Origin of the sequence: Kitasatospora sp. NPDC059795 (assembly GCF_042732175.1) — a bacterium.
In the GTDB taxonomy this organism is placed as follows: domain Bacteria; phylum Actinomycetota; class Actinomycetes; order Streptomycetales; family Streptomycetaceae; genus Kitasatospora.
The window spans coordinates 252,357-266,465 of the sequence record NZ_JBHWID010000005.1 but is presented as its reverse complement, the minus strand read 5'-3'; the positions used below and the strand labels follow the sequence as shown (position 1 = coordinate 266,465).

The window sequence follows — 14,109 nt, the reverse complement described above, 5'->3', positions numbered from 1 at the left end:
GAATTCGACCGGGAAAAGCGATGGGAAATCGATTGTGAGAATCATCCTGGCGGACGACAGTCTGCTGATACGCGCCGGAATACGGGAGATCCTGGTCTCCAATGCCCACGACGTGATCCGCGAATGCGAGGACGCCGACGAACTGGTCGCCGCTGTCGACGACCTCGCCGCCGCCGGAGCCGCCCCCGACCTGGTGATCACGGATGTTCGCATGCCGCCCGGGAACACCGACGACGGACTCCGGGCGGCGATCGACATTCGGTCGCGACACCAGGACCTGCCGGTACTGATCCTCTCCGCCTACGTCACGGGCCCGTACGTGCGCGAACTCCTGAACGGCCCGGGCGCCGACGGGGCAGTCGGCTACCTGCTCAAGGAGAAGGTGGGCAGAGTGGCGGAGTTCCTGCGGGCCGTCGAGACGGTCTCCGGCGGCGGAGTGGTGATCGACCCCGAGGTGGTCCGCCACGTCACCCGCGCCGACCCGCCGCGGGGCCCGCTCGCCCGGCTCACGGCCCGCGAACAGGAGGTGCTCGCTCTCATGGCCGAAGGCCGCTCCAACGCGGAGATCGCGGCAGAGCTGTTCCTCTCGGGCGCCGCCGTGGCCAAACACGTGGGGAACGTCTTCGTGAAACTCGGCATGCCCTCCGGCGAGGACAACCGCCGGGTGAAGGCCATCCTGACCTGGTTCGAATACAACTAGGACTTCAACGCCGCTGCGTCCACCGGCGGAGGCGTGAGGCACGTCCGTCTTCCATGGCGTGGATCTCGACAGAAAGGGCGTAGGTCTGGGCGGTTTGCGGTCGGGGCCGGCTCGCCGGACCGGTGACTGGTCGACGGCGTGGACGGTGTCGGCCCAGTCGGTGGGGGTCGGCGGGGTCGGTGGGGTCGGCGACGGTCAGGATGCGGTCGGCGGGGCCGCCGAGCCGCAGGGTGGTCAGGGGTGCGAGCGTGGTCGGTGCCACGGCCGGTTCCTCCCTAGGGTTCGGCGGTGATCGCCTTGAGCGCGAGGGCGCGCAAGGGCGCGAGGCGGGTGCGGTTGTCCTGGTGGTGGTAGACCGCGTTGGTGCAGATGACCAGGTAGCGGCCGGTGGCCGGGGCCAGGTAGAGGCTGGTTCCGGTGAAGCCGTGGTGGTAGGCCACCCGGCCGTCGGCGGTGAGGATCCAGGCCAGGCCCCGGTTCAGGCCCGGCTCGATCACCGCCTGCGGGACGGTGCTGCGGGCCAGCCAGCGGCCCAGGTCGGTGCCGTCGCGGTAACCGGCCAGCAGGGCAGTCGCGTAGGTGGCCAGGTCGGCGGCGGTGGTGAAGACGCCCGCGTGCCCGGCGATGCCGCCCAGCAGGGCCGCGTTGTCGTCGTGCGGGATCCCCCACAGCCGCGGGGCCCCGGCCAGGCGTTGTTCGGTCGGCGCGACCCGGCTGGAGCGGCTGATCGGACCGTACGCGGTGCTGGTCATGCCGAGTGAGGTCCACAGGTCGGCGGCCAGGTCGTCCAGGCGGCGGCCGGTCGCCCGGGCCAGCAGGAGGCCGGCGAGGATGAAGCCGCGGTTGATGTACCGGTGCCCGGCCCCGGGTTCAGCGATCAGGTCCTCGCCGCAGATCAGGGCGGCCAGGTCCTGGTTCCGGTTGCGGTACTGGTCCAGGCGGGTGTCGGCCCGAAGTCCCGTGGTGTGGGCCAGGATCTGGCCGACCGTCACCTTCCCGCCGGGCGCCTCGGCCGCCACCGTGGGCAGGAAGGTGCGGACCGGGGCGTCGAGGTCGATGCCGGTGCTGCCGATCAGCGGCCAGGTGGCGACCACCTTGGTCAGCGAGGCCGCGTCGTAGACGGTGTCCGGGCCGGGGCGGGCGTCGCCGCACTCGGGTGCGACGATGCCGGCGGTCAGGAAGCCGGACTCCCCGTCGAGGGCACCGTGGGCGATGACGCCGCCGGGCACCGTGCCGTCGGCGGTCATCAACTCCAGGCACTCGCGCAGGTCGGCGAGCTGGACGGGCTTCCACGCGGTGGCGGTCACGGCATCTCCTGATCAATCGTCAGCCTGGCACCGAGCGAGGCGAGTTTGGGCAGCAGGCCGCCGTAGCCACGTCGCAGGTGGTACCTGCCTCGGATCGTAGAGGTGCCCTCGGCCGCCAGGGCGGCGATCAGGGCGGTCCGTCGGCGGCGGACCCGGGGGTTGGGCCTGTGTGTGGCGCTGGCAGAATCCGCGGCATGACGGGAGACTTGCGGGAGATCTTTGAACGGGCGGGCTGCGAAGGCGCGTTGTGTGTGCGGGAGGTGGCGGGGGGCGGCGAGATCGTGCTGGATGCGGACCGGGTGATGGTGTCGGCGTCGGTGTTCAAGGTGCAGATCGCGCTGGAGGTGGAGAGCGCGTTCGTGGACGGGCGGCTGGACGGGCGGGAGCGGGTGGTGCTGGGGGCCGCCGAGCGGACGTTCGGGCCGGTCGGGACCTCGCTGTTCGAGGACGAAGTGGCCTTGTCCTGGCGGGATTTGGTGGTGTTGATGCTCACCATCAGCGACAACCCGGCCACCGACGCCCTGCTCGGCCGGGTCGGCGTCGACGCGGTGAACGCGACGGCGACGCGGCTCGGCCTGTCCGGCACGTTCGTCGAGTCGGACCTGCGGACCATGCTCGACAGCATCGGCGAGGACCTCGGCCGCGCCGACTGGGCGGATCTGCAGGACTGGGCGGCCGGTGCCGCGAAGGAGCAACTGGCGCGAGCGGACGGGCAGTTGCCGAACACCCGCGCCATGGACCCGGCGCACGGCACCAGGACCACCCCGCGCGACATGGCCGAACTGCTGCGCCTGATCTGGACCGACGGGGCCGGCCCGGCCGCGGCGTGCGCGCGGGTGCGGAAGGTGATGGCGAGCCAGTTGACCCGGCACCGGATCGCGAGCGGGTTCCGCCCGCCGGTGCGGGTCGCGGCCAAGAGCGGCAGCCTGCTCGGCGTGGTCCGCAACGAGATCGGCGTGGTCTCCTTCCCGGACGGTCGCCAGTACGCCGCCGCCGTCCTCACCCGCTCCCCGTTGGGCTCGGACGACGCCGCGATCAACCACGCGATCGGCGAGGCCGCCCGGCAGGCGGTCGCGGCCCTGCGGGAGTAGATCGGGAGTGGATCGGGGGTAGGCGCTTCAGGCGGTGGTCATGACTTCGAAGAGGTTGCCCGCCGGGTCGGTGAAGTAGAGGCCGCGGGCGTACAGCGGGTGGTCGGTGCGGCCGTTGTCGGGCGTGGACGGGTCGTTGCCGTACGGGGTGCCGGTGGCGTGCAGGCGGGTGAGGACGCCGTCGAAGGTGGCCGGGTCCACGTCGAACGCCAGGTGGTGGCCGGCCGGGTCGGGGACGGTCAGGAAGTCCAGGGTGAGGCCGGCGTTGACCCGGACGGGCGCGAAGTGGCGGTCGGGGCCCGCGTACTCCAGGCCCATCACGGTGGCGAAGAAGCGTGCGGCGGCCTCGTTGTCGACGGCCGGGACGACGGTGTGGTTCAGGGCGATGGTCACGATCGGCCTTCCGGGGTCGCAGGGGTCGCAGGGGTCGCGGGGGCAGCAGGGGCAGCGGGGCCGGTGAGTGTGCCGTGCAGGAGGACGTCGACCAGCTCGGCGGGGCTCAGGGGCTGTTCGTCGGCCGCGCCGGCCGCACCGGCGAACAGCAGGCCGAGGAACAGGGCCGCCAGCCGATCGGGCGGCAGGCGGAGCAACTCCCGTTCCGGCTCGAACAGTTCGGCCAGCGCCAGGCGCACCGGCAGCGTCCCCGCGGCGCGGTCGGGCGCCGCGCCGGTGCGGGCCTGTCTGCCGGTGCGGGCCCGTCCGCCAGTGGCGTGCAGTGCGCCCAGCAGTGCGCCCAGCCGGTCCAGGTGGGCGCGCAGTGCGGCGGCGGCCTCGACCAGCCGGTCGGGGAGGGGCAGCGCGAGCGGGATCGCGGCGATCCGGTCGAGCACGGGCCCCGGACGCAGCGCCTCGGCGACGCACGCGTCCAGCACCGCGTCCTTGTCGGCGAAGACCCGGAAGATCGTGCCCTCGCCGATCCCGGCGGCCCGGGCGATCTGCCGGGTCGTCACCCCGCCGCCGTGCTCGACGACCAGCGGCGTCGCCGCTCGGACGATCATCTCGCGCCGCTGTTCGGCGTCCATCGCGGGCGCTCTGCGCCGCCGTTCGGGCGGGGTGTCGGTCATGGCCGCCAGTATCGGAGTGAGTACTCACTCCGGTCAAGGGCCGCGCGTCCGCCGGTTACTCGTCGGCGGCTCCGGCGGGGGTCGCGCATCCGTCCAGTGCGGCGCGCACGCGGGGAGGCGGTGAGGACGAGTTCGCCACCGACAAACAGACGATCCGGAAATCGTGCCGATGTCGAATTTCCGTCGCTTCCCGCGTGGCACTTCGGCATTCCCCTTTCACCTCCTAGTCTCGACGATCTACGGTGCCTTTTCCGTCGGGCCTTCGAGCGAGGAGTGCGACCATGAGTCGTATCGTCAGGGCCGCCCTGTTCCAGACCGCGTGGACGGGCGACAAGGAATCGATGATCGCGGCACACGAGAAGGCCGCGCGGGACGCCGCCGCGCAGGGAGCGGGGATCATCGGCTTCCAGGAGGTCTTCAACGCGCCGTACTTCTGCCAGGTGCAGGAACCCGAGCACTACGCCTGGGCCGAGCCCGTCCCGGACGGCCCGACCGTGCAACGGATGTGCGCCCTGGCACGGGAGCTCGGCATGGTGATGGTGGTGCCCGTGTACGAGGTCGAACAGGCCGGGTTCTACTACAACACCGCCGCCGTGATCGACGCCGACGGCAGCTTTCTCGGGAAGTACCGCAAGCACCACATTCCCCAGGTGCACGGATTCTGGGAGAAGTACTACTTCCGGCCCGGAAATCTCGGCTGGCCGGTGTTCGACACGGCGGTCGGAAAGGTCGGCGTGAACATCTGCTACGACCGGCACTTCCCGGAGGGCTGGCGGGCACTCGGCCTCGCGGGCGCGGAGATCGTCTACAACCCGTCGGCGACCAGCCGCGGCCTCTCCGCGTACCTGTGGCAGCTGGAACAGCCCGCCGCGGCCGTCGCCAACGAGTACTTCGTCGCGGCGATCAACCGGGTCGGCGTCGAGGAGTACGGCGACGACGACTTCTACGGCACCAGCTACTTCGTCGACCCGCGCGGCCGGTTCGTCGGCGAGGTCGCCTCCGACAAGCACGAGGAACTCCTCGTCCGCGAACTCGACCTCGACGTGATCGACCAGGTCCGGCAGCAGTGGGCGTTCTACCGGGACCGCCGCCCCGACGCCTACGGCCCGCTCACCGGGGCGTGAGCGCCGTGACCCGGACCCTGATCAGCGGCGGACTGGTCGTCACGGCCGCCGACGAACTGCACGCCGACGTACTGATCGAGAACGGCACGGTCGTCGCCCTCGCCCTGCCCGGACGCCACCACTGGACCGCGGACCGGGTGTTCGACGCGAGCGGCAAGTACGTCGTCCCGGGCGGCGTGGACGCCCACACCCACATGGAGCTGCCGTTCGGCGGCACCTTCGCCTCGGACACCTTCGAGACCGGCACCCGCGCCGCCGCCTGGGGCGGCACCACCACGATCATCGACTTCGCCGTCCAGTCCAAGGGCGCCTCGCTGCGGGCCGGCCTCGACGCCTGGCACGCCAAGGCCGACGGCCGCTGCGCCGTCGACTACGGGCTGCACGTGATCATGTCGGACGTCAACGAGTCGACGCTGCGCGAGATGCCCGGCCTGATCGGCGAGGGCGTCACCTCGTTCAAGCTGTTCATGGCCTACCCGGGCGTCTTCTACTCGGACGACGGCCAGATCCTGCGCGCCATGCAGCAGGCCGCCGACACCGGCGGGCTGGTCATGATGCACGCCGAGAACGGCCCGGCCATCGACGTGCTGGTCGAACAGGCCCTCGCCCGCGGCGAGACCGACCCCCGCCACCACGGCGAAGTCCGCAAGGCCCTGCTGGAGGCCGAGGCCACCCACCGCGCCGTCCAACTCGCCCGCGTCGCCGGCGCGCCGCTGTACGTGGTGCACGTCTCCGCCCGCGAGGCGCTCGCCGAGATCGCCGCCGCCCGCGACCTCGGCCTGCCGGTGTTCGGCGAGACCTGCCCGCAGTACCTGTTCCTCTCCACCGACAACCTCGCCGAACCCGACTTCGAGGGCGCCAAGTACGTCTGCTCCACCCCGCTGCGCCCCAAGGACCACCAGGCGGCGCTGTGGCGCGGGCTGCGCACCGACGACCTCCAGGTCGTCTCCACCGACCACTGCCCGTTCTGCTTCAAGGGGCAGAAGGAACTCGGCCGCGGCGACTTCTCGAAGATCCCCAACGGCCTGCCCGGCGTGGAGAACCGGATGGACCTGCTGCACCAGGCCGTGGTCGACGGCCACCTGACCCGCCGCCGCTGGATCGACATCGCCTGCGCCGCGCCCGCCCGGATGTTCGGCCTCTACCCGCGCAAGGGCACCCTCGCGCCCGGCGCGGACGCCGACGTGGTGATCTACGACCCGCACGCCCCCCACACCCTGTCCGCCGCCACCCACCACATGAACGTGGACTACTCGGCGTACGAGGGCCGCACCGTCACCGGCCGGGTGGAGACCGTCCTGTCGCGCGGCGAGGTCGTCCTCGACCGCGGCCAGTACCTCGGCCGCCCCGGCCACGGCGCCTTCCTGCCCCGCTCCACCTGCCAGTACCTCTGAGACCCGCCGGCACCTCTGAAAGTGGGAACCCCCGCAGTGGACTTCGGACTCGTCCTGCAGACCGACCCGCCGGCCGCCACGGTCGTCGACCTGATGCGCCGCGCCGAACGCAACGGCTTCGGCTACGGCTGGACGTTCGACTCCGCCGTGCTCTGGCAGGAACCGTTCGTGATCTACAGCCGGATCCTCGAACACACCGAACGGCTGCACGTCGGACCGATGGTCACCAACCCCGGCACCCGCACCTGGGAGGTCACCGCCTCCACCTTCGCCACCCTCAACGACATGTACGGCAACCGCACCGTCTGCGGCATCGGCCGCGGCGACTCCGCGATGCGGGTGGCCGGCCGGGCGCCCAACACGCTCGCCCGGCTCGGCGAGGCCATCGATGCCATCCGCGACCTCGCCGAGGGCCGCGAGGCGGTCGTCGACGGCAGCCCGATCCGCATCCCGTGGATCAAGGACGGCCGGCTGCCCGTCTGGATGGCCGCCTACGGCCCCAAAGCGCTCGCCCTGGCCGGACAGAAGGCCGACGGCTTCATCCTCCAGCTCGCCGACCCCTACCTCACCGAATGGATGGTCAAGGCCGTCCGCCGCGCCGCCGAGGACGCCGGCCGCGACCCCGCCGCCATCACCGTCTGCGTCGCCGCGCCCGCCTACGTCGGCGACGACCTCGACCACGCCCGCGAACAGTGCCGCTGGTTCGGCGGCATGGTCGGCAACCACGTCGCCGACCTGGTCGCCCGGTACGGCGAACACTCCTCCGCCGTCCCCGAGGAACTCACCGCCTACATCAAGAACCGGCACGGCTACGACTACAGCCACCACGGCCGCGCCGGAAACCCCTCCACCGACTTCGTCCCCGACACCGTCGTCGACCGCTTCTGCCTGCTCGGCCCCGTCGAGGCGCACATCGAAAAGCTGCACAGGCTACGGGAGTTGGGCGTCGACCAGTTCGCCGTGTACGCCATGCACGACGCCCGCGAGAGCACCGTCGACGCCTACGGCGAGCACGTCATTCCGGCGCTGACCGCGTGAACCGACGCACCTTCCTCACCCTCGCCGCCCTGTCCGGCACCACCGCGACGGCCGGCCTCGCCGCGGGCTGCGGTTCCGACGCCGAGCCGCACCCCGCACCCCCGCCGCTCGACCTGTCCACCCCGCTGCGGATTCCGCCGCTGCTGAACCCCGCCCCCGAACCCGACGGCCTGCGCCGCTTCGAGCTCATCACGTTCGCCGGGCAGTCCGAGCTGCTGCCCGGCAAACCCACCACCACCTGGGGCTTCAACGGCGCCTACCTCGGCCCCACGCTGCGCGCCGGCCGCGGCGACCGGATCGCGATGACCGTCCGCAACACCCTCCCCGAGGCCACCACCGTCCACTGGCACGGCATGCGCCTGCCCGCCGCGATGGACGGCGGCCCGCACCAACTCATCGCCTCCGGCGGCCACTGGAGCCCCAGCTGGACCGTCGACCAGCCCGCCGCCACCACCTGGTACCACCCCCACCCGCACGGCACCACCTCCCGGCACGTCTACCGCGGCCTCGCCGGACTCTTCCTGATCGACGACGACCAGGACACCCGACTGCCCACCGCCTACGGCACCGACGACATCCCGCTGATCCTCCAGGACAAGAAACTCACCGAACGCGGCGGCCTCGACGGCGACCCGATGAGCGGCCCGTTCGGCATCCTCGGCGACCGCATCCTGGTCAACGGCACCTACAACCCGCGCTTCACCGTCACCACCGCGCGCGTGCGGCTGCGCCTGCTCAACGCCTCCAACGCCCGCATGTACCACCTCGCCTTCGCCGACCGGCGCACCTTCCACCAGGTCGCCACCGACGGCGGACTGCTGCCCGCCCCCGTCGCGGCCACCACCCTCGACCTCACCCCCGGCGAACGCGCCGAGATCCTCGTCGGGTTCGCGCCCGGCGACAACGTCGTGCTGCGCACCCTCGACAACGGCCTCGACATCGCCAAGGGCGACCTCGACCTGATCCGCTTCGTCGCCGCCGAACGCCTGAGCCCCGCACCCGAGTTGCCCGCCGCGCTGCCCGCGCCCGAGCCGATCGTGCCGCCCGCCGGCGCGAAGGTCCGGCACTTCACGCTCAGCGGACGCGACAGCATCAACGGCCGGCCGATGGACATGCAGCGCATCGACGAGGTCGTCCCCGCCGGCGCCGTCGAGATCTGGGAGGTCGAGAACGCCACCGGCACCTCGCACAACTTCCACATCCACGAAGTCGCCTTCCAGGTGCTGGACGCCGACGGCCGCCCCACCGGCGGCCACAAGGACACCGTCTTCACCCCCGCCCGCACCACCGTCCGGCTGGCCGTGCGGTTCGGCCCGTTCAGCGACCCCGTCGAGCCGTACATGTACCACTGCCACCTGCTGCGGCACGAGGACGCCGGCATGATGGGCCAGTTCGTCACCGTCGAGCCCGGGACGGAGAGCAGCGTGTCGCGACGGTACGCGGGCGTCGGGCACGCGCACTGACCGGGGCGGCTGTCGGCGGCGGATGGCAGCATGCCCGGATGGAACAGACGATCACCTACCTGTGCGGGGACGCCACCGCGCCGCAGGGCAAGGGCGTGCGGATCGTCGCGCACGTCTGCAACGACCTCGGCGGCTGGGGCAAGGGCTTCGTGCTCGCGCTGTCGCGCCGCTGGCCCGAGCCGGAGGCCGCCTACCGGCGCTGGCACCGGGAACGGGCCGGCAACGACTTCGGGCTCGGCGCCGTCCAACTGGTGCAGGTCGAGCGGTACCTGTGGGTGGCGAACATGGTCGGCCAGCGCGGCATGAAGACCGGCCGCTCCACCGGCGTCCCCGTGCGGTACGAGGCCATCGACACCGCCCTCGCCACCCTCGAAGGCCACGCCCGCCGACTCGGCGCCTCCGTCCACATGCCGCGGATCGGCTGCGGACTGGCGGGCGGCCGCTGGGAGCGCGTCGAGCCGCTGGTGACGGCCCGGCTCACCGACCAGGGGATACCCGTGACCGTCTACGATTTCTGATTGTCCGTCAAGTCCGGTGCCCGGATCCGGTGTTGACCTTCGGGGCGGAGCCTGCCTAGATTGTCTTTGCTTGCAAACGCAATTCGGGAGCGGGGGAGAGGATCAGCCATGGAGAAGACCTTCAACCAACGGGTCGTCGAAGAATTCCGGGCCCACGGCGGACGGGTCGAGGGCTTCGCCGCGATCCTGCTGCTCACCACCGCCGGCCGCAGCACCGGCCGGCCCCGCACCACCCCGCTCGCCTACCGCGAGGACGGCGGCCGCTACCTGGTGTTCGGCTCCAACGCCGGCTCCGCCGAACACCCCCAGTGGTACCGCAACCTGTTCGCCGCCGGCGGCGCCACCGTCGAAGTCGGCGATGGCGAAGGCGGGGTGACCACCCTGTCGGTGCGGCCCGTCGACCTCGACGGCGAGGAACGCGAGCGCCAGTTCGCCGAACAGGTCCGCCGCGTCCCGGCCTTCGCCGACTACGCCACGCGCACCGACCGCACCATCCCCGTCGTCGCCCTGCACCCGCTCGACCTGTCCGCCGACCCCGCGATCGCCGGCCGGGTGCTCGCCCAACTCAAGCTCCACCACGAGGACCTGCGCCGCGAACTCGCCGACCTGCGCACCCGGATCGACACCGCAGGACCCGTCCCCGGGCCCGACCTCGCCGCCCAACTGCGCGACCACTGCCTGCAGTTCTGCTACGGCCTCGGCATGCACCACACCCGTGAGGACGGCGCCTTCACCGCCTTCGAGAAGCAGTACCCCCAGCTGATCCCCGCCCTCGCCCGACTGCGCCGGGAACACCGCACCGTCGCCGACGCCCTCGCCCGCTTCGAGGCCCGCCTCGCCGCACCCGACACCGACCCCGCCGCGCTGCGCGCCGAACTCGACCGGCTCACCGACGGCCTGGAAGCCCACTTCGCCTACGAGGAAACCCAGTTGGTGCCGCCGTCCGCCCCGCACCCGCCGCGCTGAGCACGACTCCCCGTCCGCTACCGTGAGCGGGCAGAACAAGCCCGCAGGACCGTGCAGCAGCAGGAGGCCCGGATGGTCCACCCGGAACCGGACCGCGACCCGGACGACGGCCTCACCGCGCCCGACGCCGTCCGGGCCATGCTGCTGCTGATGCCCCGGGTCGCCGCGCGGGTCAAACGGATCGCCGTCCCCGACGCCCTGGCCGGACTCCAACTCGCCCCCCGGCACCTGTCGTTGCTCTCCTACCTGGTCTACGACGGCGCGATGCCGGTCGGCACCCTCGCCGAACGCCTCGAAGTCGCCCCCACCACCGTCAGCCTGATGGTCGCCGACCTCGCCAAGCAGGGCGTCCTCGACCGCACCCCCGACCCCGCCGACCGCCGCCGCACCATCGTCTCGCTCACCGCCGACCCCGCCACCCGCGCCGCCATCCACCGCTGGCTCGCCAACGGCGCCGCCGCCTGGCACGCCGCCTTCGCGCCCCTCACCCCGCCCGAACGCGCCCTGTTCGTCCGCACCATGACGGCCTACGAACAGGGCGCGGCCGGCGAAGGGCCGCCGGCGGGACGGTGACGGCCGTGCGTCGCGGACGCTCACGTCCCGCGTGACGCCGGCTCCTCCCGGTAGCGCGCGACGAGCGCGGCGGCGTCCTCGGCGTCCAGCACGATCCCGAACTCCTCGGCCAACAGCCCGGGCAGTTCCCCCGCCGGCACCCGGCGTCGCTCCTCCGTGAAGTCCGGCAGCAGCCGGGCGAGTTCCGTGTCGCGGAGGACCAGCCGGCGGTCGGCGGCAGGCTTCTGCACCAGCAGCCTGCCGTGAAAGGGAGAGAGGGGGTGGGTGGAGGTGAAGTGGCTGGTCACGGTGAAATCGATCGGGAAGCGCGGCTCGCCACCGATCGCGTAGAGGTCGAACCAGCCGTCGGGCCGCAGGAGGCGCAGCACGAGCGGCCCGGTCGTACCCGGGGTCGGGCCGTCCTCCCGGACCAGCCCGTACGTCCAGCCGGACTGCCGCGCGACCTCGCCGTCGCGCAGCCGGATCGGCTCCAGCAGGCCTTCGGCGCCGAAACCGACATCGGTGAACCACGCCTCGCCGTCGAGTTCCATCCGCAGCGAGTAGTGCGTGGCCGGGCGGAGCCGATGCTCGCCCAGGCGTACGCGGGACGCCGTCGCGGTGAAGACGAAGCCGAGCGCGTCCAGTGCGGCGGCATAGAGCAGGGTCTGTTCGCAGCAGGTGCCCCCGCGTCGCCGCCGGACCATCTTGGCCTGGACGGACTCCAGGTCGAGCCGGACGGCGCGGCCCAGGACGACCTCCAGATCCTCGAAGGCGAACGCGGCGATGTGGGCGGCGTGCAGCGCGCGCAGCACCCTCGGCGTCGGCGCGCGTTCTCCCGCGTACCCGATCCGGGCCAGATAGGCGTCCAGGTCCAGCTGCTGACCGCCCCAGACGGAGCCGACCGGCCTGCCCATGCGCTCCTCCTCGAACCGGCTGCACCACCCCGCGTGCCACGGCCGCACGGGGCCGGCGTCTCCGGAGACAGCCGGCCGACACCCGATGGTCTCCTCCTTACCCTTTCGGGTGCGCCGCAGCTTCGCAGGACACACCGGCCGACCCGCCGCCGTGTCAGAGTGCTGGCACGGGCCCGGCGAGCCGACGGGCCCGGGCGCCGAGGACCGGTCCGCATCGGGGGCGCCGTCCTCGCCACCCGAGGGAGCAGGAATCCATGCCGGAGCTGTTCGACGCCATGCGCCCGCTGCCCGCCACCGCCGCCCGCTACCGCGAGCAGGGCTGGTGGCGCGACGAAACCTTCCTGGACGACCTGCGCGACGCCGCCGAGCAGTCGCCCGACCGGCGCGTGATCATCAACTGGCGCTCGGCAGAACGCCGGGCCGTCACCCTGACCTTCGCCGAGCTGGCCGGCCAGGTGGAACGGTTCGCCGACGGGCTGCGCCGGCTGGGCGTACGGCGCGGCGAGGTGGTGGCCCTCCACCTGCCCGACCGGTGGGAGACGGCCGCCCTCACCCTCGCCTGCTGGCGCAGCGGCGCGGTCACCATGCCGCTCTCCCTGCGGTTCGGCCGACGCGAGGTGCGCCGGATGCTGGCCGCCACCGGCGCCGTCCTGCTGGTCACGGCCGACCGCCCCGCCGACCCGGAGCGGATGGCGGACCTCGACGGCCTGCCCGCCCTGCGCCACCACACCGCCCTCGGTGACGTCCCTGCCGCCGACGCCGACGCCGACGCCGACGCCGACACCCGCCCGCGCGCCGTCGACGCCGACACCCGCCCGCGCGCTGCCGACCGGGCCGCGCCGCACGACAGCGCGCTGGGACCGGACGAGGCCGCGACGGTGCTGTTCACCTCCGGCACCAGCGGCAGCGCCACCGCCGTCGTGCACAGCCTGAACACCCTGTACGCGGGCGTCCGCCGGCCGCTGCCGATCCCCGCCCTGCGGCCGGGGCAGCCCTTCCCGGTGCTGACCCCGCTCAGCCACGGCGCCGGGATCCGGAACGGCATGCTGCGGCCGCTCGTCCACCGCACCTGCGCCCTGTACGGCGACGAGTGGGACGCCGGCCGCTGGCTCGACCTGATCAGCACCTACCGGGCCGGCGCCCCGTTCGCCCCGCCTGCCATGCTGGAGGCCCTCGCCACCGAACAGGGCCGCCGACCGAGGGACCTGCCCGAATGGGAGGCCGTGGCCGCGATGGCCGCGAGCCCCTCGCGCGAGCTGGTCGACCTGCTGTGCCGCACCCTGAGCGGGCACGTCGTCAACGCCCTGGGCTCGACGGAATCCGGCGGGATCCTCGCCACCGGCCTCGCCGACCCGCCCGAACGGGCCGCCCGCAGCGTCGGCCGCCCGATGGCCGGCATCGAACTGCGGATGGCGCCCGCCATCGGACCGGACCAGGCCTCGCCGGTCGACCTGCGCAGCGCGTCCACCTGCCTGGGTACCTTCGACCGCGACACCGGCCGCCTGCTGTGGCGCGCGGCCGACACCGACGGCTGGTACGCCACCGGAGACCTGCTGCGCCCGGACGGTGACGGCGACCTGCGCTACGCCGGCCGGGCCTCCGACCGGATCTCGGGCACCACCCAGCTGATGATCCCCGTCCTGGACGTCGAGGCGGAGCTGCGCGAGCACCCGGCGGTCGCCGACGTCGCCCTGGTCGGCTACCCCGCCGAGCACGGCGACCTGCCCTGCGCGGTCGTCGTCCCGACCGGCGACCGCGCCCCCGACCTGGCGGAACTGCGCAGCTGGCTGGCCGGACGCGGCATGACCGACTGGTACTGGCCCACCCACGTCGAGACCGTGGCGCGCCTCCCCCGCAACGAGCTCGGCAAGATCCGCAAGAACGTCCTGCGGGACTGGCTCACCGGTGCCGGGCCACTGCCCGACACCGACGACGGCCCGACCGCTGCGCCCGCCGACCGCTGATCAGGCACGGCACG

Annotated in this window: 14 protein-coding genes; 10 read left to right on the top strand and 4 right to left on the bottom strand. The window is 72.8% G+C overall.

The features are described from left to right. The first annotated feature begins 34 nt into the window (after window positions 1-34). On the top strand, window positions 35-700 hold the full coding sequence (locus tag ACFV4P_RS13160; RefSeq protein ID WP_380470416.1) for a response regulator: 666 nt from the start codon (window positions 35-37) through the stop codon (window positions 698-700). Between the two features lie 275 nt (window positions 701-975). Here the strand turns inward: ACFV4P_RS13160 and ACFV4P_RS13155 are convergent, their stop codons facing one another. Beyond that, the gene (locus tag ACFV4P_RS13155) at window positions 976-2,007 is read right to left on the bottom strand and encodes a serine hydrolase domain-containing protein (RefSeq protein ID WP_380470414.1); all 1,032 of its coding nucleotides are present in this window, start codon (window positions 2,005-2,007) and stop codon (window positions 976-978) included. A gap of 194 nt (window positions 2,008-2,201) precedes the next feature. On the opposite strand from ACFV4P_RS13155, the gene ACFV4P_RS13150 reads away from it, so the two are divergent. Continuing rightward, complete coding sequence (locus tag ACFV4P_RS13150; protein ID WP_380470413.1) at window positions 2,202-3,098, top strand: serine hydrolase; 897 nt, start codon at window positions 2,202-2,204, stop codon at window positions 3,096-3,098. Between the two features lie 27 nt (window positions 3,099-3,125). On the opposite strand, the gene ACFV4P_RS13145 is transcribed toward ACFV4P_RS13150, so the two are convergent. Then, window positions 3,126-3,491 carry a VOC family protein gene (locus tag ACFV4P_RS13145; protein WP_380470411.1) on the bottom strand — a complete coding sequence of 122 codons (366 nt, stop codon included), beginning with the start codon at window positions 3,489-3,491 and terminating at the stop codon, window positions 3,126-3,128. Further along, window positions 3,488-4,162: a TetR/AcrR family transcriptional regulator gene (locus ACFV4P_RS13140; protein ID WP_380470409.1), complete on the bottom strand. Its 675-nt coding sequence runs from the start codon at window positions 4,160-4,162 to the stop codon at window positions 3,488-3,490. The genes ACFV4P_RS13145 and ACFV4P_RS13140 overlap by 4 nt, the downstream gene beginning before the upstream one ends. 281 nt (window positions 4,163-4,443) lie before the next feature. Here ACFV4P_RS13140 and ACFV4P_RS13135 point away from each other — a divergent pair, with 281 nt between their 5' ends. From ACFV4P_RS13135 to ACFV4P_RS13105, 7 genes are all read left to right on the top strand, one after another. Further along, window positions 4,444-5,286, top strand: a complete 843-nt coding sequence (locus ACFV4P_RS13135; RefSeq protein WP_380470407.1) for a nitrilase-related carbon-nitrogen hydrolase — start codon at window positions 4,444-4,446, stop codon at window positions 5,284-5,286. 5 nt (window positions 5,287-5,291) lie between these two features. Then, entirely contained in the window at window positions 5,292-6,680 is a 1,389-nt protein-coding gene (gene hydA, locus ACFV4P_RS13130) for a dihydropyrimidinase (RefSeq protein ID WP_380470405.1), read from the top strand. 36 nt (window positions 6,681-6,716) lie between these two features. After that, window positions 6,717-7,718, top strand: coding sequence for a TIGR03842 family LLM class F420-dependent oxidoreductase (locus ACFV4P_RS13125; protein ID WP_380470764.1), 1,002 nt, complete (start codon window positions 6,717-6,719; stop codon window positions 7,716-7,718). After that, window positions 7,715-9,181, top strand: coding sequence for a multicopper oxidase family protein (locus ACFV4P_RS13120; RefSeq protein ID WP_380470403.1), 1,467 nt, complete (start codon window positions 7,715-7,717; stop codon window positions 9,179-9,181). Before ACFV4P_RS13125 ends, ACFV4P_RS13120 begins: the two co-directional genes overlap by 4 nt. Window positions 9,182-9,219: 38 nt before the next feature. Then, a complete protein-coding gene (locus tag ACFV4P_RS13115) occupies window positions 9,220-9,699 on the top strand; it encodes a macro domain-containing protein (protein ID WP_380470401.1) in 480 nt (159 codons plus the stop codon). Between the two features lie 108 nt (window positions 9,700-9,807). Continuing rightward, window positions 9,808-10,665: a nitroreductase/quinone reductase family protein gene (locus tag ACFV4P_RS13110; protein WP_380470399.1), complete on the top strand. Its 858-nt coding sequence runs from the start codon at window positions 9,808-9,810 to the stop codon at window positions 10,663-10,665. A 72-nt stretch (window positions 10,666-10,737) separates the two neighbouring features. Next, complete coding sequence (locus tag ACFV4P_RS13105; RefSeq protein WP_380470397.1) at window positions 10,738-11,238, top strand: MarR family winged helix-turn-helix transcriptional regulator; 501 nt, start codon at window positions 10,738-10,740, stop codon at window positions 11,236-11,238. 20 nt (window positions 11,239-11,258) lie between these two features. Here ACFV4P_RS13105 and ACFV4P_RS13100 read toward each other — a convergent pair whose 3' ends face one another. Then, window positions 11,259-12,131, bottom strand: a complete 873-nt coding sequence (locus ACFV4P_RS13100) for an arylamine N-acetyltransferase (RefSeq protein ID WP_380470395.1) — start codon at window positions 12,129-12,131, stop codon at window positions 11,259-11,261. 254 nt (window positions 12,132-12,385) lie between these two features. Here ACFV4P_RS13100 and ACFV4P_RS13095 point away from each other — a divergent pair, with 254 nt between their 5' ends. After that, window positions 12,386-14,095: an AMP-binding protein gene (locus ACFV4P_RS13095; RefSeq protein WP_380470393.1), complete on the top strand. Its 1,710-nt coding sequence runs from the start codon at window positions 12,386-12,388 to the stop codon at window positions 14,093-14,095. Window positions 14,096-14,109: the final 14 nt, after the last annotated feature.

Bases quoted from the DNA above. Each gene is read 5' to 3' on its own strand.
- ACFV4P_RS13095 (WP_380470393.1), top strand. From the start codon at position 12,386: ATGCCGGAGCTGTTCGACGCCATGCGCCCGCTGCCCGCCACCGCCGCC.
- ACFV4P_RS13150 (WP_380470413.1), top strand. From the start codon at position 2,202: ATGACGGGAGACTTGCGGGAGATCTTTGAACGGGCGGGCTGCGAAGGC.
- ACFV4P_RS13115 (WP_380470401.1), top strand. From the start codon at position 9,220: ATGGAACAGACGATCACCTACCTGTGCGGGGACGCCACCGCGCCGCAG.
- ACFV4P_RS13135 (WP_380470407.1), top strand. From the start codon at position 4,444: ATGAGTCGTATCGTCAGGGCCGCCCTGTTCCAGACCGCGTGGACGGGC.
- ACFV4P_RS13100 (WP_380470395.1), bottom strand. From the start codon at position 12,131: ATGGGCAGGCCGGTCGGCTCCGTCTGGGGCGGTCAGCAGCTGGACCTG.
- ACFV4P_RS13105 (WP_380470397.1), top strand. From the start codon at position 10,738: ATGGTCCACCCGGAACCGGACCGCGACCCGGACGACGGCCTCACCGCG.
- ACFV4P_RS13110 (WP_380470399.1), top strand. From the start codon at position 9,808: ATGGAGAAGACCTTCAACCAACGGGTCGTCGAAGAATTCCGGGCCCAC.
- ACFV4P_RS13140 (WP_380470409.1), bottom strand. From the start codon at position 4,162: ATGACCGACACCCCGCCCGAACGGCGGCGCAGAGCGCCCGCGATGGAC.